Genomic DNA, 18,855 nt, shown 5'->3' with positions numbered 1-18,855 from the left:
CATGGCAACTGGTATCATCATGGCAGACATTGATGGCTTAACCTTAACCGATGAAGATAAAGCATTTTTGGCACATGACGCATTAGGTGGTGTGATTTTATTTAAGCGTAATGTAGCAGACCCTACCCAAGTGCGAGCATTGACTGACGGTATGCGAGCGGTCAATCCCCATCTTATTATTGCAGCCGACCAAGAAGGTGGGCGAGTAGCACGCTTTAAAGATGGCTTTACGCCCTTGCCTGCGATGGGGCGATTGGGAGATGTTTATGATAAAAATCAAGAGCTTGCTCTATCGCTTGCGTATGACGCAGGGTATCTTATGGCGTGTGAGGTATTGGCGGTGGGCGTAGATATTAGCTTTGCTCCTGTGCTTGATATCAATGGGTGCAGTCTTGTGATTGGCGACCGTGCCTTTCATGCCAACCCCCAAGTCGTTACCGTTCTATCCTCACGCTTTATAGATGGCATGAATGATGCTGGCATGAAAGCCACTGGTAAGCACTTTCCAGGTCATGGCTCCATCGCCCCTGACTCGCATATCTCAGACGCCGTAGATACTCGCTGTTTTGATGAGATTTGGGCGTGCGACTTGGTGAGTTTTCGCAATAATTTAGCACAACTTTGTGCTCTCATGCCTGCCCATGTGATTTTTAGTCAAATTGATGATAAGCCAGCAAGCTTTTCAAAAGTATGGCTACAACATATTTTAAGAGAAAAACTTGGTTACGATGGCGTCTTGTTTTCAGATGATTTGTCCATGAAAGCTGCTCATGTTGCAGGAGATGTTACCATGCGTGTCAAATCTGCAATAGAAGCAGGGTGCGACATGGCACTTGTGTGTAACAGTCGTGATGATGCCTTGCGTGCAGTGGAATTCGCCAAAAGTATGCCCGATGTACCCAACCGCTTTACTCGCATGAAAAGTGCGATTCCTGTTTGGCAAACAGATTTGGTCAGTACCTGCCGTCTTGCCTTTGATGGTTATGAGCGTGCCAAAGCCAATATTCATCAAGCCTTCTTTGCTGATGAAACGATTCACGCCAACAAAGACAATAACGACCCCACCAACTACACCACATCAACCAGCACCAACCACTCAGACAAGGCTTCATTCACATAAGACACAATCATGCATCATATCTTTGGACACACAAGCCCCGATACAGACGCCTTTGCATCCGCCTTTGCTTTGGCATACTATCTAAATGCACAGCACATCAATGCCACCGCATACCGATTGGGTCAACCCAACCTTGAAACACGCTTTGTGCTTGACTACCTATTTACCAATTTTCAAGCAGAGATGGACGGTCTGCCCAATGAACTACTTCCCTACCTTGACCCCAGTCAGCCCTTAGATACACTGAATAAAGGTGATAAGATTGGTCTAACCGACCACAACGAGCAAGCCCAATCCATCGCCAATTTATCCGATTTTGACATTCGTTATGTGATTGATCACCATAAGTTAAATCTCAGCACGCCCACACCTGCTGAGATTCACATTCGCCCTGTAGGCTGTACTTGCACAATCCTATATGAAATGTTCGTCATGAGAGGTATTGATATCACACCCATGCTCTGTATGCTGATGCTCTCTGCCATCATCTCAGATACACTCAATCTTAGCAGTCCTACCACCACTGATGACGACAGGCACGCTCTGCACCACTTGATGAACATTGCCAATCTTAGCATAAAAGACAAAGATGATTATGCCCAAAAAATGTTCACCGCAAAAAGCAACCTATCTTGGTTAAGTGCTCATGAGATTTTACTGATGGACTATAAAGAGTATGATATCGGTGGTCAGACATGGGGGATTGCTGGCATTGAGACGCTAGACCCCAAGCAGATATTTCATCGCTTAAACGAGCTAAGCGATAGTGCCAAGCAATTAACCAAAGAAAAACGACTTGACCATCTTATGATTGCCATCGTGGACATCAAAAATAAAATCAGCCATCTTTATGCTCATGACCCAGTCCAAAACACCATCATTAGCCAAGCCTTTCACACCACACCACATGACGGACTATTCACCTTGACAGGCATCATCAGCCGTAAAAAACAGCTAGTACCGACACTAAAGCATCATCTTGAAAAGTCAATCAGTTAAAAAAGGATTAACCCATGTTCGGCATTGACAACCTAATTACCTATCTTGTTGGCGTGATTGTCATCATCACCTTACCTGGTCCTAATAGCCTATATTGTCTGTCAGTATCAGCAAGTCAAGGCAGGCAAGCAGGGGTTATGGTGATGGCAGGGATTTTGCTTGGAGACGCCATGCTCATCCTAGCAACCGTATTTGGGGCAGGCACCTTATTAAAACTTTATCCAAGTGTTTTTGATGGCATCAAGCTGATTGGTGGTAGCTATCTGGCGTATCTGGGCATACGGCTAATCATTGAAGCACACCAGACTTTTAAAAATCGTCATCTTATCGCCAATAAGCGTTTTACCCCACCCAAAACAGACAAACAAAATTATTTTTACCGCTCTTTGTCCTTGAGTCTGACCAATCCAAAAGCGATTTTGTTTTTTTTATCGTTTTTTGTGCAATTTGTCCGCCCTGATTATGATAAGCCGTTTTTGAGCTTTTTTATTTTGGCGTTGATTTTGCAATTCATCAGCTTCTTATATTTAACCCTATTGATTTTTAGTGGTAAAAAATTAGCAGAGAGCTTTGGTTCTCGTCCGATAATCATGACTATAGCAATGCTTGTGGTGGGCTTGTTGTTCATTGGGTTTGGGGTAAACTTATGGCTTGCCAAGTTATAAACCAACAAGATGGCAGGATTGTTATCATCATGCACCAAGTTATTTTGTTTACATGGGCAGTTTTTTAGATATTATTTACCAAGTATAAAACCCCAAAGCCAGTACTTTGAGGTTTTATCAACAATCCGATCAGTTGCAAGGCAATCAATCACCCTGATAGCCTTTTAATTTCAATCTTGCCTGATGCAATAACGGCTCGGTATAACCGCTTGGCTCGGTCGCCCCCTTGAAGATGAGATCGGCCGCCGCATTAAAGGCGATGTTGTTCTCAAAATCTGACGACATAGGGCGATACGCAGGGTCGGACGCATTTTGTTCGTCCACGACTTTTGCCATGCGTTTTAGGGTATCCCATACTTGGTTTTTAGTGACAATACCGTGCGTCAGCCAGTTGGCAATGTGCTGGCTTGAAATACGTAAGGTCGCACGGTCTTCCATAAGCCCCACATTATTAATATCAGGCACTTTAGAGCAACCAACGCCCAAATCCACCCAACGCACAACATAGCCCAAAATACCTTGACAGTTATTATCTAGCTCTTTTTGCTTTTCATCATCTGTCCAACTGGTATCGACAGCAAGCGGAATGGCTAGCAAGTCATCAATACTTGGCATCTCTTCATTTTTAATTTCACTTTGGCGTTTGGCGACATTGCACTTGTGGTAATGAATGGCATGAATTGTCGCTCCATTTGGCGATGGCACCCAAGCACAGCTCGCTCCTGCCTCAGGATGCTCAATCTTGGTGCGGTACATTTCGGCAAGCTCATCGGGCTTTGGCCACATACCTTTACCAATTTGAGCCTTGCCAAGAAGCCCAGTCAACAGCCCAATGCCAACATTTCTTTTTTCATAAGCATTGAACCAAGTCTGCCCCTTAATATCCCCCTTGCGTACAAATGCTCCTGCCTGCATGGCGGTATGAATCTCATCACCTGTTCTATCCATAAAGCCTGTATTAATAAAGATTGTCCGCTCTTTTGCTTTAAAGATACAGTTTTTTAGATTAACACTGGTGCGTTTTTCTTCGTCCATAATGCCCATTTTTATGGACTTAGGTGGCAAGCCAATGGCCTGTTCTGCTCGTTCAAACAATTCTACAGCAAAAGCAACCTCGTCAGAACCGTGCATTTTTGGCTTGACAATGTACATTGAGCCTGTGCGTGAGTTACGCAAGTTGTTATTACCACAGATATCAATGGCAGATAGCAATGGCGTAATCAATGCGTCCATGATGCCCTCAAAAATCTCCTCGTCATTGACCAAAATCGCAGGGTTGGTCATCAAATGCCCAACATTGCGTAGTAACATCACCGAACGCCCGTGCAGAGTTTTGGTGTTGCCATTTAGGTCGGTGTAGGTGCGGTCGGCGTTTAGTTTGCGAGTGATGATTTTGCCATTTTTTTCTAAATTTTCACTCAAATCGCCCTTCATGAGTCCAAGCCAGTTGCGATATCCTTCTACTTTTTCTTCAGCATCTACCGCTGCCACAGAATCCTCTAAGTCTTGAATGGTAGTAACCGCAGATTCCAAAATGATATCTTTGACACCTGCTTTATCGTCCTTGCCAATTAGGTGTGTACGGTCAATCTCCACTATGGCGTGCAAGCCGTTATTTTTTAGGATAATCTGCTTGGGATTATCAGCCGTTCCATTAAATCCTGCCAGTTTTTCGCTGTCTTTTAGGGTGCTGATTTTATCACCAATGGTAGCAGATAATTGACCATCATCAATACTATAAGCAGTAACATCAGCGTGCGAGCCATCTGTCAAAGCAAAGGTCTCATCAAGAAAATTTTTGGCAAATTCAATGACCTTAGCACCACGCACAGGGTTGTACTCTTTGCCTTTTTCAGCTCCGTCTGCCTCGCTGATGACATCAAAACCATAGAGTGCGTCATATAAACTACCCCACCGTGCATTACCTGCATTTAGGGCGTAGCGAGCATTTCGCACAGGCACAACCAATTGAGCACCTGCAATGGTCGCAATCTCATCGTCCACATTCTTAGTCTCAATCGTAAAATCAGCAACCTCTGGCTCTATGTAGCCAATTTGCTTCAAAAAGTCCTTATACGCACCCAACTCATAAACATTGTTCTTGTGCCAATCATCAATTTTGGTCTGTAGGTCATCACGATGGGCAAGCAGTGCTTTGTTTTTTGGTGTTAAATCTACCACCACCTGTTCAAAATTTGCCCAATAACGGTCGCTATCAATATCTAGCACCGTCTTTGCTACAGGCAAAGCCTCATTTTCAATAAAATCGTATAAAATCTTGTCAATGGCAAGCGTGCCTTTTTGGATACGAGTAGTTGACATTTTTCATCCTTAAATTTTAGATTTTTAACAAAAACGGTGCTTTACCTTGACAGTAAAACACTGTTTACACACTTAGGATTTAGCGAGAATTAACCGCCAAATTGGTTCATGGTGTTCTTGCTGGCATCACCTGCTTTTAGGGCATTTTCGCCAGAGAAAATCTCTTTGTGGTCATCACCAATATCAGAACCTGTCATGGCTTGGTGTTTCACGCAAGCGATACCGCCACGGATTTCTTTGCGTTGTACGCCTGCAACATAAGCCAACATACCTTCATCGCCAAAGTAGCCTTTAGCAAGTTCATGTGTAGACAACGCTGCGGTGTGATAAGTTGGCAAGGTAATCAAGTGATGGAACACACCTGCTTCACGAGCTGCGTCTGCTTGGAAGGTGCGGATTTTGTCATCAGCATCACGAGCAAGCTCAGAATCATCATATTTGGCATCCATCAGTTTATCACGCTCATAGCCTGACACATCACGCCCTTCGGCAACCCAACGGTCATAGGCTTGTTGGCGGAAGTTGATTGTCCAGTTAAATGATGGCGAATTGTTATACACCAATTTGGCATCTGGCACTTGCTTTTTGATGTCATTAACAAAACTTGCAATACCTGCCACATCAGGGGTTGGTGTTTCAATCCAAATCATGTCCGCACCATTTTGAAGACTGGTTACACAGTCTAGTACCACACGGTCATGCTGTGTGCCTTCACGGAACTGATACAGACCTGATGGCAAACGAGTTGGGCGGTGCAATTTGCCATCACGCTTGATAAGAATCTCATCTTCTTTAGCTTCGCTAATGTCAATTTCAGTGGTTTCTAGGTAGCTGATGTATTTTGATGCCAAATCGCCTGGTTCACGACTAACAGGGATTTTTTGGGTCAAGTCCGCCCCTTCTGAGTCAGTACGAGCCACAATCACACCATCATCAACACCAAGCTCTAAAAACGCATAACGCACGGCGTTGATTTTTGCCAAAAAGTCTTCATGTGGTACGGTTACCTTACCTGCTTGGTGTCCGCATTGCTTGGCATCAGATACTTGGTTTTCAATTTGAATGGCACACGCACCCGCTTCAATCATTTGTTTGGTCAAAAGATAAGTTGCTTCTTCGTTACCAAAACCTGCATCAATGTCAGCAATGATTGGCACAACATGGGTTTCAAAGTTATCAATCTGACTTTCAATCTCTTTAACCTTAGCGGTATCGCCTGCTTGTTCTGCTTTTTGTAAGGCACGGAACAAATCGTTTAACTCTTTGGCATCTGCTTGGCGTAAGAAAGTGTAAATCTCTTCAATCAGCTTTGGCACAGCGGTTTTTTCGTGCATGGATTGGTCGGGTAATGGACCAAATTCAGAACGCAAAGCAGCCACCATCCAGCCTGATAGATAAATGTAGCGTTTGTTTGTTGTGCCAAAGTATTTTTTGTTGGCAATCATTTTTTGCTGAGCGATAAAGCCATGCCAACAGCCCAATGATTGAGTATATTTGGTGTGGTCGGCATCATATTCTGCCATATCTTTTCGCATAATCGCTGCGGTGTATTTGGCGATGTCAAGACCAGTCTTAAAACGGTTTTGGACAATCATACGAGCAGCATCTTCTGGGCGGATAGCCCCCCAAGTACCACCTAGTTTTTCTTTAACAGCACGAATATGCTCTAATGCGGATTGATAAGTCATGATAGCCTCCTAAATTCCTTGTAATGTGTTATCTGAGTAGCGATTGCCACACCAGACCAAATCACTGCCTATGCCGATGGGTAATTATTACCGATGGATAATTATTTGCCTGTGATTCTTGTGATACAGCATACTCAAAACTTCATCGTTAATCCAATAGCAAGTCATAATGTTCACTATTTTTTAAATAAATGATAGATAAAAAATCATTATAATATTTGATAATTTAAATACAAAAAAACTTTGTTAAACCAATGAAGCCAAACTCTATTTCTTAAAATGTATCAATGCCATTTTTCTTAAAAATACCTAAAAAACACAACGAAAATACCCTAAAAATTTCAAAAAATTGTAACAAATTACCCAATCATTCATCTATTTTGACAACTTTTGATGACAAATCCAACCAATCCATCTTCATTTTTATGCTAAAATCAACAAACAATTTTTATTCCACACTTCAACATCAGCTTAATCACCAACCATTTAACATGACACCGCCCAACGCCCTCTTGCCCTATTTGCACGCACAAGGCTCGCTGACCGCCTTGTTAGAAGCCAAAGCCAAACAACCTTTAAAAATCAAGATTATCCATGAAGGTTATGACCTGCTCAACACCTCCCAAAAATCACATCTAAACCTACCGCTACACCGACCTGCCTTAGCATGGGTACGAGAAGTATTGCTATTTGGACAAGATGGCGATGATGATACCGCTTGGGTTCATGCCAAAAGCATCTTTCCCATCAGCAGTTTAAAAGGTGATGCCAAGCGATTATGCCACCTAAAATACACACCGATTGGCTATGTCATGTTCAATAAAAATCAAACCCTGCCCTATAAACGGCGTTTAATCAACGACTTTGGGCAATTTGGTCGGATCACCATCTATGACTGGCACACACGCCCCATCTTAATTCAAGAAGTATTTTTAAATACCTTTGTGCAAAGTTTGTTGTAATAAATCAATAGATATGGATAGGCTGTTACTACTTGGTGAGCATGACCCTGCATTTTTTATATGAAAATACGCAAAGCACTCTGTTATTTTTGATGAATTATGGTACACTACAAAGCACTACTTATTTTACAACTTCGTCAAGGAGCAAACCATGTTCAAAGACATCTCACTTTACACCTACGACCCAGATATCGCTGCTGCGATTGACGCTGAAGGGCAACGCCAAGAAGACCATATCGAGCTTATCGCTTCTGAAAACTATTGCTCGCCTGCCGTCATGCACGCCCAAGGCTCCAACCTAACCAATAAATATGCCGAAGGCTATCCTGCCAAGCGTTACTATGGTGGCTGTGAGCATGTGGATGTAATCGAACAGATTGCCATTGATCGTGCCAAAGAGCTATTTGGGGCGGATTATGCCAATGTTCAGCCACACTCTGGTTCTAACGCCAACGCCGCCGTTTATCTTGCCCTACTAGAAGCAGGCGATACCGTACTTGGCATGAGCCTAGCTCATGGTGGACACTTGACGCATGGTGCTAGCGTGTCATTCTCTGGCAGAACCTATAATGCCGTGCATTATGGCATCGATGATAACGGACTGATTGACTATGATGAAGTTGAACGCCTAGCCAATGAACATAAGCCTAAGATGATCATCGCAGGTTTCTCAGCTTATAGCCAAGTCATGGATTGGCAGCGTTTTCGCAAGATTGCCGACAGCGTAGGTGCTTACCTAATGGTGGACATGGCTCATGTGGCAGGTCTTGTGGCAGCAGGCGTTTATCCAAACCCTGTGCAAATCGCTGATGTAACAACCACAACCACCCACAAAACTTTGCGTGGTCCACGCTCTGGTCTGATTTTGGCAAAGAAAAATGAAGAAATTGAGAAAAAACTAAATTCAGCCGTCTTTCCTGGCATGCAAGGCGGTCCACTCATGCACGCCATCGCCGCCAAAGCGGTGTGCTTCAAAGAAGCGATGAGTCCTGAATTCAAAGAGTATCAACAACAAGTGGTCAAAAACGCACAAGCGATGGCAAAAACCATCATTGAGCGTGGTTATGATGTCGTCTCTGGTGGTACAGAAAATCACCTAATGCTTATCAGCCTAATCAAACAAGGCATTACAGGTAAAGAAGCGGACAAATGGCTTGGCGATGCTCACATCACCGTGAACAAAAACTCTGTGCCAAACGATCCTAAATCACCGTTTATTACCTCAGGCATTCGTATCGGCACCCCTGCTGTTACCACTCGTGACTTTAAAGAAGCAGAATGTGTAGAACTGGCAGGTTGGATTTGTGATATCTTAGATGCTCGTGGCGATAAAAAAGTATTAGGCGAAGTGCGTACCAAAGTAACCGAGCTTTGTGCTCGCCTACCTGTCTATCAAAAATCAAAAACCAAAGAGTTGTTTAGCAAAATCAGTGATATGATTGATGAACAAGCCGATAGCGAGCTGATTCATACTGCCAAAGACAAGTTCTATGAACTCTATGAAAAAGCAATGGCAAAAATCAATAAAGCTTAATCATTTGAGCATCTAAAAAAGACCGATTCTCCAATCGGTCTTTTGTTTTTGGATACCTTAGCGTTTTTAATAAACCAAAACTAAGCATCAAGACAAGACAAGCCACTAAACTTGCAAGCCAATCTCAAAGCCCTCCTTGATGGCACGCTTAGCATCAAGTCGTTCGGCCTTTTTAGCACCACCGATGATGTGATACTGTGCCTTAGGAGCATCACCCACATTGGGCATTAGTGTATTGACCGATTCTTGACCCACACAAAGCACCACCGTATCTACACGCAAAAGCTGTGATTGACCTGCCACCTTAATCCACAAACCTTCATCGGTGATACGCTCATAACTGACGCCACCGATTTGTTTGACGCCTGCTTGCTTGATGGTGGCTTTATGCACCCAGCCTGTGGTTTTATTTAAGGTTTTACCAAATCCATCTTCACTGCGTTGCAATAGATAAATCTGGCGACATGATTTGACATACTGTGGAGCAATCAATCCCCCCTGTGTGGTATAATTTGCCTCGCCATCAACGCCCCACTGCCTAAAAAAAGCTTCGGTCGTTTGAGTTACTGGTTCATAATCGGTATCATTAACCTGCTTAGACACTTGACCGCCATGTGCTAAAAATTCCGCCACATCAAAACCAATACCACCAGCACCCAAGATGGCCACCCTTTCGCCCGCTATCTTTTCACCTGAAAGCAACTGGGCATAACTGATGACATGGGGCAAATTCACCCCAGCCATCTGTAGCGAGCGTGGCACAACTCCTGTCGCCACAATGACATCATCAAATACCATCTTTTCTAACATCTGGCGAGTAACCTTAGTCTCCAACTGGATATCCACCTGATGATAAGCAAGCTGCTCACGAAAATAGCGAATCGTCTCAAAAAACTCCTCTTTACCAGGGATAACTTTGGCATAATTAAACTGCCCGCCTAGCACCTCTTTGGCTTCAAATAAAGAAACCTTGTGCCCTCTTTGGCTTGCTGTCAGTGCCGCCATCATGCCTGCCACACCACCACCAATCACAGCGATTTTTTTGGCTTTTTTGGCAGGTTTAATGACATATTCTGTCTCATGGCACGCCAATGGATTGACCAAACAAGACGCTCTTTGACCGCTAAAGGTATGGTCCAGACAGGCTTGATTACAACCAATGCAAGTATTAATCAACCGGTCTTTATTCTCTTTTGCCTTATTCGCCCATTCGCTATCTGCCAAAAATGGGCGTGCCATCTGCACCATATCCGCTTGACCATTCGCTAATATCGCCTCGGCAGTGGCAGGCATATTGATGCGATTGGCTGCGATGACAGGAATGGATACCACCTCTTTGACCGCTTGAGTATAGCGAACAAAACTGGCTCGTGGCACAGCCGTTACGATGGTTGGTATGCGTGCCTCATGCCAGCCGATACCCGTATTAATGAGCGTAGCACCTGCCTGCTCGAGCCATTTTGCCAACATGATGACATCACTCATGGTTGCTCCATGCTCAACAAACTCCGCCATAGACAACCGAAAACTAATGATGAACTCACGCCCTACCGCCTCACGCACCGCATGAACAATCTCAAGAGCAAATCTGGCACGATTATCCAAACTGCCACCATATTCATCGTTACGATGATTGGTGCGTGCCGATAAAAATTGGTTAATCAAATAACCCTCTGAACCCATGATTTCCACACCATCATAGCCTGATTTTTTGGCAAGTTGGGCGGTATGGGCAAAATCCTGAATGGTAGCACGGATGTTCTTGATTGACATTTGGCGTGGCTTAAAAGGCGAGATGAGCGACTTAATCGGACTGGGTGCGACCACAAAAGGATGATAGCCATAGCGTCCAGAGTGCAAAATCTGAAGCAAAATCTTGGTGCCGTGCTTGTGTACTGCACGAGTAACTCGTCGGTGATGCACCGTATCGGTAGTTGTGTTTAGTGTGCCACCAAGCGGTGTTAGCCAGCCTTCTTTATTAGGCGAGATGCCACCTGTAATGATCAGTCCCACTCCGCCCTTGGCTCGTGCTTCAAAATAGCGTGCCAATTTACCATAATGATAAAATCTATCTTCAAGACCTGTGTGCATAGACCCCATAACAATGCGGTTTTTTAACGCCACAAATCCCAAATCAAGTGGGCGAAACAAATGTGGGTATGTCAGCCCATCATGATGAACGGGTTGATCCATCTGAGCAATTTGGGTACGGCTTGGTTGTTTGGCAGATAATCTTTCGCCAAGCTGCACGGCATTTTTTAGCGTTGATTTAAACAATGTTTTCATAAAAATCCTTGATGATTGGCGACTGCTAGCACTGGCTGACTTATCGGCTAATTTTATCATAAGGTCGGTTTGATATTGTGATTTTTTGCAGATTTGACCACATGGTCATGATGACAGGCACGCACCAATTACCCAAAAGCATTTGCTAAAATACTAAAAAAAAGGTAAGCTAGTCTTATCTACCTTTTTACACAACCGAATTATTTAGGAATTATCATGACTGAAGTCGCTCCCGAATTTCACATCACCATTTCAGGTCAAATCACACCTGATGATGTCGCAGAACTTGCCAAGCAAGGCGTAAAAACCATCGTGAACAACCGCCCAGATGGTGAGGAAGTTGGTCAGCCCACCTCCGATGAGATTGGTACTGCCTGTGCCGAACACGGCATCATCTATAAACAAATCGCTTTTGCAGGTGGTATGCTAGATATGAATCATGTGCAAGAGTTTGCTGATTTTTTTAATGCCACCGAACGCCCATTGCACATCTTTTGTCGCTCAGGCAACCGTTCTAGCATCATTTTACAGGCAGCTCGTGAGCGTGATTTGTTAGATGAAGAGTAAGCCAGTAAGCCTTATTGAAAAATCAAGCAAAAATATCAAAAATTTAGTAAAATGGGCGTTAATTTTCGCCCATTTTTATTGATAAGTTTTTAAAAATTAACAAACTAGGTTCATCATGAGTAAAAATATCCCCATCTTAACGACTGACGAAATTGAAAAAATGAAAGTCGCTGGTCGCTTGGCAGCAGAAGTATTAGAAATGCTAGACCCTTATGTCAAAGCAGGTGTTAGCACAGGCTTTTTGGATGATTTGGCATACAAGCACATCACCGAAGTACAAAACGCCATTCCCGCCTGCCTTAATTATCAAGGCTATCCGTTCACACTCTGTACCTCCATCAACCATGTCGTCTGCCATGGTATGCCCGACCATGAACGCATCTTAAAAGATGGTGACATCATCAACATCGATGTTACTGTCATCAAAGATGGTTACTATGGCGATACTTCCGCCATGTGGATTATTGGTGAAGGCTCTGTCATGGCAAAACGCATCTGCGACACCGCCCAAAAAGCACTATATGCCGGCATGAAAGTCGTCAAAGACGGTGCCTATCTTGGCGATATCGGTGCTGCCATTCAAGAAGTGGTTGAGCCAGAACGCTTCTCTATCGTGCGTGAATTCTGCGGACACGGTATCGGCAAAACCTTTCATGCCGAACCACAAGTGCTGCACTATGGCAAAAAAGGCACAGGCGTGCAACTAAAAACAGGGATGGCAATTACCATCGAACCCATGATTAACCAAGGTACTTGGCAAACCAAAATCATGAAAGATGGCTGGACCGCCATCACAAAGGACCGAAAACTATCCGCCCAATGGGAACACACGCTGATTGTTACTGATAACGGATGCCTTGTTACCACCCAACGACTGGGTGAGGATTTGAGCTTTTTGCATTGACAACCACAATAAGGCTTAGGAGATGCCATGACCACCGTTAGCCATCATGCTTTCTACCAGCATGCCAAAACACTTGGCATCCACCCTAAGCCCCTGCCAGACCTTTGTAGCCAAGAATGCAACATTGATGTCACACTGATTAAATCATGGCTAGAACACATCAATGCCACCATTGACGATAAAGTCGTCATTTTAGGAGAGCAGGCATTTTCTCAGATGGGTTTATTCATCAAGCTACGCACCCATGCTGTAGATGTTGTTTTACATGGATTGTTTTGTCAATATCTAAGTGAGACGCTGTCATTGTTCGCCATTGGTGGCTATGGTCGAGAGGAGCTATTGCCCTGCTCAGACATTGATATATTAATTCTTGGCGAGACGCTAGATGACCACACCCAATCCATAGAGCAGTTCGTGGCAATGCTGTGGGATATTGGCATCACGCCTGCCATCAGCGTACGCACTCAAGAAGACACCAACATCGCCGTTACCGATCATACGGTCGCCACCGCCTTACTTGAAGCACGATTCATCGCTGGCAACCAAAATCTTTGCCATGTGCCAAAGCAGGCAGTCAAAAACGCATGGAGTGCCAAGTCTTTTTTTGCTGCCAAAACAGGCGAATCTAAAGCACGCTATCTAAGTCATCACGCCACCGAATACAGCCTAGAACCCAACATAAAAACCGCACCAGGTTCACTGCGAGATTTGCACATCTTGCTTTGGCTTGGTAAGTTTTATTTTGATGGCGTACAGGATTTGGCAGATTTGACCAAATTGGGTTTTTTAAGCATTGATGAATTTGACGGCTTAACAAATGCTAGGAATTTTTTATGGGGCGTTCGCCATCATCTACACGCCATCACAGGACGCTGTGAAGACCGCCTGCTATTTGACCATCAAAAACACATCGCCAAACGCCTGCACTTAACCGATGAGACCACTTGCACCGCACAACTCACACAAGCCCTAGAAGGCATGATGCGTACTTACTATCGCCATGCCATGCAGGTCGCCGCCTTGTCTGAGATGCTGTGTGCCTACTACAATGAAAGCTATCTTAAGCCCAGTTATACCACACTCCCTATTGACCAAGATTTTTATCAAATCGTCCAAACAAACACCCCGATTGACACCACCTTAAAACAAGATGGTATAGCAACGCAAGCCTTAATCAGACACGATAAATTAGCCAACCAAGACTTACAAATTTTCGCCAAAGATACGCAGATTTTCATCAAAAAACCCGAAACTCTGCTTAAAATCTTTCTCATCATGGGCATACATGGCATCAAAAAAATCGCTGCTAGTACCCTGCGTGCTTTATATCTTGCCAATCAACAGATTGATGAGCATTATCGCAACCTACCTAAGCACCGTGCTTTGTTTTTACAAAACCTGCAAGAATCCAACTTTTTGTTTCATCGGCTACGACTGATGAAACGATACGGCATCTTGGATAATTATTTACCCGCCTTTGGGCAAATCATGGGGCTGATGCAGTATGATCTCTTTCATCGTTACACGGTGGATGCACACACCCTGTTACTCATTCGCATTTTACACCGCTTTGGCGACACCAGTAACGCCGAATATCAGCAGAAATTTGACCTAGTCAGCGAGGTTTATCAAAAGATTAACCGCAAAGACCTATTAGTGATCGCTGCACTATTTCATGATATCGCCAAAGGGCGTGGCGGCGACCACAGTGAACTTGGGGCGGTAGATGTCCATGAATTTGCCAAGACGCACGGACTGAGCGATGAAGACACGAAATTTGTTGCATGGCTTGTTCGTGAACATCTCACCATGTCTTTAACCGCCCAAAAACAAGACATCTTTGACCCAGAGGTCATCAGAAAATTCGCCAAATTTACAGGTACGATTGCCCATCTTAATCATCTGTATGTGCTGACAGTTGCTGACATGAACGCCACCAACTCACAGCTATGGAACAGTTGGCGAGCATCTTTGCTAAAACAACTATACATCAGTACGCACCGAGTGCTGAGCATAGGCATTGATGCCGCCGATAAAGACGCCATTATCGCCAACCGAAAAATCAAAGCCAAGAAGCTAATGGCAGACATTGCCACCCATCAGATTGATGCACTGTGGGCAGATTTTGGCGATGAATTTTTCTTAAAACAAAAACACCATGACATCGCATGGCAGACCAGCGAGATCCTAAAAGGCAAAGATAGCCTATCGCAAGACCTGCCCATCATCGCCCTGCGTACGCACTCAGACCTAGCACTCAACGCTTTACAGCTATTTATCTGCACCAAAGACCAAGATGATTTATTCGCTGCCACCGTCAGCGTGCTAGATCATCTAGGACTATCCGTATTAGATGCTACTATCTTGACTGCCGATATCAATGGACAGCCTGTCGCCCTTGATTCTTATGTACTCATCGACCGTCATGCCATCACAGGTAGTACACAAGATGACATTCTAAGTAATGATATCCGCAGACAGCTACTCATCGATAAGCTAATCCATGCCTTCACGCATGGACTAACCCAAACAATGCCACGCAACTTTACGCTAGATGCTCAACTAAAACACTTTACCGTACCCACCCAAGTACAGTTTAGCAAAGCGACTTCGGTTACACACACAGGTCATCATATGATGACCTTAGTTACCAAAGACCGCCCTGCTCTACTGGCAAAATTAGGCTTGGTCTTTAGCCGATTAGGGGTTGAGGTGCATGGGGCACGCATTACTACTTTAGGCGAGCGTGCCGAAGATATGTTTTATTTGAGCGATAAAAATAATCAGACATTAGATGCTGACAAATTAACTACATTAAAAGTCGCTGTGATTGAAGCTTTGGCATGATACAATAGCAAACGATTTTATTTTATAGTTACCCCAACTGATTCATGCTACACATAAACTTATGAATACATCCGTTTTTTATCCCAAGTTCGCTCTTGTTAGCCTAAGTTTGGCTGTTGCCTGTTATATCGGTACAGCACACGCCAACACCGACAATGAAATCTCTTGCCAAAGTCGCATTAGTCTGCCCCAAGGTTATCAATTCGCCCAAGAAAGCCCTGATTGCCAATACAATGAAAATTTATTTGTCGTCAGCAAAAACGGCAAATACGGCTACGCCAACATTCAAGGCAACATCATCATTCCAGCGACTTTTGAGTCAGCGGAGGGTTTTGATGATGGGCTAGCACTCATCAAACAAGATGGCAAATTTGGCTACATCAATCCAAAAGGCAAAATTGTCATCACGCCACAGTTTACCAACGCATGGGGCTTTTGGGAGGGGCGTGCCAAGATTAAAAAGCATGGCAAATTTGGCTTTATTGATAAAAAAGGCAAAATCGCCATCGCCCCAAGCTACACCGATACAGGCGATTGGTTTGAAGATGGTTTGGTGCGTGTCAAGGTGGGCGATAAGTGGGGGTTTATCAATAAAGATGGGAATACCATCATCGCTGCCATGTACGACACCGCTGAGGATTTTTCTGAAGGTTTGGCATCGGTTGGCATTAAGACAACGAACGGTTATCGCTATGGCTACTTAAATACCAAAGGCGATGTAGCCATCGATTTGGTCTATGACACGCCTGCCAACTTCATTGATGGCGTCGCCTTTGTCATCAAGGATAATCACGCCCATTATATCAACAAAGCGGGCAAAGAAGTGCCTTTTCAACCACGATAAATAGGCAAATTAACACCATCTATGGTTGTCAGTATCCATTTTATCTGTTAGAATGATAGGATTATTGGGGATGTTCTGGCTTCGACGCTGGTAATGAAACCTAATAGTGCATGCCAAGAGTGGTAATCTCTTGTAAATACAGTACCAATTAAAATAGTCGCAAACGACGAAACTTACGCACTAGCAGCCTAAGGGCTACTTGGGTCGGCACAGATTGCCTTTGGTCTGGTTGCTCACCCCGATGCGAACGCACAAAGGATAGTCTGATTTAGTGTTGCGATGAATCAGGCGAAATTTTTAGCAAATCGTCCAATCCTACCTGACTGTCGGTTCGGTGCGGATTAAAGCCATAGACAGATTCTAAGCATGTAGAACTATGGGCGTAGTGCTGGCGGACGCGGGTTCAACTCCCGCCATCTCCACCACATATCCAAATCACTAAAAATCATCAATTATTTTTAAGTGTCATAAACCATCAAAAAAGCCTTGTAAATCAAGGCTTTTTTATTGTCTTGTTGTATCTCATAAAGTCATATTGTATCATAGTAAATCAACGAATATCAAACGATTTTACACACACGGCGACACACAGCCACACACGAGATACACACACCAATGCTCACAGATAACAAAATCAAAGGGCTAAAACCCACCGAAAAACGCTACTCGCTATCAGCAGGCGAAGGCTTATCCATTGATGTCATGCCAACAGGTCGTAAGTCTTAGGTATTAGAATACACCGCCCTTGGCAAGCGAAAACGCAAAAAACTTGGCGAATACCCCGCCACCAGCTTAAAGAAAGCCCGAGAGCTTGCCAATCAAATCAAAGACAATGCAGGACTAACGCCCATTACAGTCAGCGAACTCATTCATGAATGGATAGAGCTGTACAGCAAGCAATGGACAAGTGAGAAGTACAAATACACCGTCATCTATCGTCTGACCTACATCACCAACGATTTTAAGGACATGGCAGTGTCAGATGTCAGCCGTGCGATGGTCTCAAAAGCCGTCAGCCAAATGGTCGCACAAGGCACATACGAGACTGCCAAACGCTCATTACGCCTCTTATCGCAAGTATTCAACTATGCCATCGCCCACGAATACGCCCAGAACAACCCCTGCACGCTGGTTGATAACATCATACCCAACCACACCGTGCAAAATATGGCAACATTATCCGCTGATGAGATGGTGGATTTTTGGCAAACCATCAGAAAAACGCCCACCATCGGACTTGCCCCTGTTGCTTTGTCGCTGGCAAATTATCTGGCGGTGCGACCCAGCGAGCTGTGCAAGGCGACATGGGACGAATTTGACCTAGATAAAGGCGTGTGGGTTATTCCTGCCTATCGCATGAAAACACGGCTTGAACACGCCGTCCCGCTTGCCAGTCAGCCGTTAAAGATTTTAAAGGAGTTACACAGCTCACGCATTGATGACGGCTTTGTGTTTAAACATCACAGCAATCCTGCCAAGCCCATGCCGATTGAAAGTGTGCTGGCAGTCATCAAACGGGCGGGCTTTGGCGGTCGTATGACCACGCACGGCTTTCGTTCGCTGTTTTCTACGGTCGCCAATGACAGTGGGCTTTGGCGTGCTGATGTGATTGAAAGACAGCTGGCTCACACCAAAAAAGATGTCCGCCATGTCTATAACCGTGCTGAATACTGGGACGAGCGTGTGGCACTCATGAGCTGGTGGGCGGATATTGTCGCTGATTGGCAGGCATAAAAATAGGGGCATTTTGCCCCTTGTATTAGATTTTTTATGATACGGTCGTGCCATTAATTTCTTGTTCAATGCGAATGGCATTTTCCAGCGTCCAATATACCTTATTGCCACGCTGAGCGTTGGGTGGGTATTTCGGACGATAGTAAGCCTTAAAGGTATTGACGCACACACCCAGTCGTTTTGCCATGTCTTTTTGGGTGAGCCATTGGATTTGCTGATTAATCATTTTTCCCTCCTAGATGGATAATTTGCACTTATACGCCCACAACAAACAAAATTCATAATAATTAAGTGGTCTGTATCGCACCGTCATCAATATCGGCAGTTCGTACAGTCCTGTGTGTACATACATCATATCAAGTCCTTACTCGTGCGTAGCTGGT

At 44.3% G+C, this 18,855-nt stretch carries 14 protein-coding genes and 1 other RNA gene; 11 read left to right on the top strand and 4 right to left on the bottom strand.

Annotated elements, in window-relative coordinates; translation table 11 throughout:
• Position 1 precedes the first annotated feature (1 nt).
• From nagZ to leuE, 3 genes are read left to right on the top strand one after another with little or no spacing between them, the layout of a single operon-like run.
• Positions 2 to 1,120, top strand: a complete 1,119-nt coding sequence (gene nagZ, locus ACERC6_RS06620) for a beta-N-acetylhexosaminidase (protein ID WP_373628263.1) — start codon at positions 2 to 4, stop codon at positions 1,118 to 1,120.
• A 9-nt stretch (positions 1,121 to 1,129) separates the two neighbouring features.
• Entirely contained in the window at positions 1,130 to 2,119 is a 990-nt protein-coding gene (locus ACERC6_RS06615; protein ID WP_373628262.1) for a manganese-dependent inorganic pyrophosphatase, read from the top strand.
• Between the two features lie 14 nt (positions 2,120 to 2,133).
• Complete coding sequence (gene leuE, locus ACERC6_RS06610) at positions 2,134 to 2,784, top strand: leucine efflux protein LeuE (RefSeq protein ID WP_373628261.1); 651 nt, start codon at positions 2,134 to 2,136, stop codon at positions 2,782 to 2,784.
• A 144-nt stretch (positions 2,785 to 2,928) separates the two neighbouring features.
• On the opposite strand, the gene ACERC6_RS06605 is transcribed toward leuE, so the two are convergent.
• Together ACERC6_RS06605 and ACERC6_RS06600 are read right to left on the bottom strand one after the other, a co-directional pair.
• Positions 2,929 to 5,106, bottom strand: coding sequence for a malate synthase G (locus ACERC6_RS06605; protein ID WP_373628260.1), 2,178 nt, complete (start codon positions 5,104 to 5,106; stop codon positions 2,929 to 2,931).
• An 89-nt stretch (positions 5,107 to 5,195) separates the two neighbouring features.
• On the bottom strand, positions 5,196 to 6,797 hold the full coding sequence (locus ACERC6_RS06600; protein ID WP_373628340.1) for an isocitrate lyase: 1,602 nt from the start codon (positions 6,795 to 6,797) through the stop codon (positions 5,196 to 5,198).
• A gap of 284 nt (positions 6,798 to 7,081) precedes the next feature.
• Between ACERC6_RS06600 and ACERC6_RS06595 the strand changes: the two genes are divergently transcribed.
• Both ACERC6_RS06595 and glyA read left to right on the top strand, forming a co-directional pair.
• A complete protein-coding gene (locus tag ACERC6_RS06595) occupies positions 7,082 to 7,756 on the top strand; it encodes a chorismate lyase (RefSeq protein ID WP_373628259.1) in 675 nt (224 codons plus the stop codon).
• A 151-nt stretch (positions 7,757 to 7,907) separates the two neighbouring features.
• On the top strand, positions 7,908 to 9,290 hold the full coding sequence (gene glyA / locus ACERC6_RS06590) for a serine hydroxymethyltransferase (protein WP_373628258.1): 1,383 nt from the start codon (positions 7,908 to 7,910) through the stop codon (positions 9,288 to 9,290).
• 105 nt (positions 9,291 to 9,395) lie between these two features.
• Here the strand turns inward: glyA and ACERC6_RS06585 are convergent, their stop codons facing one another.
• The gene (locus tag ACERC6_RS06585; RefSeq protein ID WP_373628339.1) at positions 9,396 to 11,483 is read right to left on the bottom strand and encodes an FAD-dependent oxidoreductase; all 2,088 of its coding nucleotides are present in this window, start codon (positions 11,481 to 11,483) and stop codon (positions 9,396 to 9,398) included.
• 309 nt (positions 11,484 to 11,792) lie between these two features.
• Between ACERC6_RS06585 and ACERC6_RS06580 the strand changes: the two genes are divergently transcribed.
• From ACERC6_RS06580 to ACERC6_RS06555, 6 genes are all read left to right on the top strand, one after another.
• Positions 11,793 to 12,143: a beta-lactamase hydrolase domain-containing protein gene (locus tag ACERC6_RS06580; RefSeq protein ID WP_373628257.1), complete on the top strand. Its 351-nt coding sequence runs from the start codon at positions 11,793 to 11,795 to the stop codon at positions 12,141 to 12,143.
• 115 nt (positions 12,144 to 12,258) lie between these two features.
• Positions 12,259 to 13,047: a type I methionyl aminopeptidase gene (map, locus tag ACERC6_RS06575; RefSeq protein ID WP_373628256.1), complete on the top strand. Its 789-nt coding sequence runs from the start codon at positions 12,259 to 12,261 to the stop codon at positions 13,045 to 13,047.
• A gap of 27 nt (positions 13,048 to 13,074) precedes the next feature.
• Positions 13,075 to 15,894: a [protein-PII] uridylyltransferase gene (gene glnD / locus ACERC6_RS06570; protein ID WP_373628255.1), complete on the top strand. Its 2,820-nt coding sequence runs from the start codon at positions 13,075 to 13,077 to the stop codon at positions 15,892 to 15,894.
• 61 nt (positions 15,895 to 15,955) lie between these two features.
• Positions 15,956 to 16,738: a WG repeat-containing protein gene (locus ACERC6_RS06565; protein ID WP_373628254.1), complete on the top strand. Its 783-nt coding sequence runs from the start codon at positions 15,956 to 15,958 to the stop codon at positions 16,736 to 16,738.
• A 66-nt stretch (positions 16,739 to 16,804) separates the two neighbouring features.
• Positions 16,805 to 17,163, top strand: a transfer-messenger RNA (tmRNA) gene (gene ssrA / locus ACERC6_RS06560).
• Between the two features lie 397 nt (positions 17,164 to 17,560).
• Positions 17,561 to 18,472 (top strand): tyrosine-type recombinase/integrase, encoded by a 912-nt coding sequence (locus ACERC6_RS06555; protein WP_373628338.1) that lies wholly within the window; start codon positions 17,561 to 17,563, stop codon positions 18,470 to 18,472.
• 34 nt (positions 18,473 to 18,506) lie between these two features.
• On the opposite strand, the gene ACERC6_RS06550 is transcribed toward ACERC6_RS06555, so the two are convergent.
• The gene (locus tag ACERC6_RS06550; RefSeq protein ID WP_373628253.1) at positions 18,507 to 18,698 is read right to left on the bottom strand and encodes a hypothetical protein; all 192 of its coding nucleotides are present in this window, start codon (positions 18,696 to 18,698) and stop codon (positions 18,507 to 18,509) included.
• Positions 18,699 to 18,855 lie beyond the last annotated feature (157 nt).

It is taken from the genome of Moraxella sp. E33BD (assembly GCF_041807865.1).
Lineage (GTDB): Bacteria > Pseudomonadota > Gammaproteobacteria > Pseudomonadales > Moraxellaceae > Moraxella > Moraxella haemolytica.
Note: the sequence above shows the minus strand (reverse complement) of the source record. Positions and strands in the feature narration are given on the sequence as shown.

Bases quoted from the DNA above. Each gene is read 5' to 3' on its own strand.
- ACERC6_RS06615 (WP_373628262.1), top strand. From the start codon at position 1,130: ATGCATCATATCTTTGGACACACAAGCCCCGATACAGACGCCTTTGCA.
- map (WP_373628256.1), top strand. From the start codon at position 12,259: ATGAGTAAAAATATCCCCATCTTAACGACTGACGAAATTGAAAAAATG.
- ACERC6_RS06585 (WP_373628339.1), bottom strand. From the start codon at position 11,483: ATGGATCAACCCGTTCATCATGATGGGCTGACATACCCACATTTGTTT.
- nagZ (WP_373628263.1), top strand. From the start codon at position 2: ATGGCAACTGGTATCATCATGGCAGACATTGATGGCTTAACCTTAACC.
- ACERC6_RS06580 (WP_373628257.1), top strand. From the start codon at position 11,793: ATGACTGAAGTCGCTCCCGAATTTCACATCACCATTTCAGGTCAAATC.
- ACERC6_RS06550 (WP_373628253.1), bottom strand. From the start codon at position 18,698: ATGATTAATCAGCAAATCCAATGGCTCACCCAAAAAGACATGGCAAAA.
- glnD (WP_373628255.1), top strand. From the start codon at position 13,075: ATGACCACCGTTAGCCATCATGCTTTCTACCAGCATGCCAAAACACTT.
- ACERC6_RS06595 (WP_373628259.1), top strand. From the start codon at position 7,082: ATGCCATTTTTCTTAAAAATACCTAAAAAACACAACGAAAATACCCTA.
- ACERC6_RS06565 (WP_373628254.1), top strand. From the start codon at position 15,956: ATGAATACATCCGTTTTTTATCCCAAGTTCGCTCTTGTTAGCCTAAGT.
- ACERC6_RS06605 (WP_373628260.1), bottom strand. From the start codon at position 5,106: ATGTCAACTACTCGTATCCAAAAAGGCACGCTTGCCATTGACAAGATT.
- leuE (WP_373628261.1), top strand. From the start codon at position 2,134: ATGTTCGGCATTGACAACCTAATTACCTATCTTGTTGGCGTGATTGTC.
- glyA (WP_373628258.1), top strand. From the start codon at position 7,908: ATGTTCAAAGACATCTCACTTTACACCTACGACCCAGATATCGCTGCT.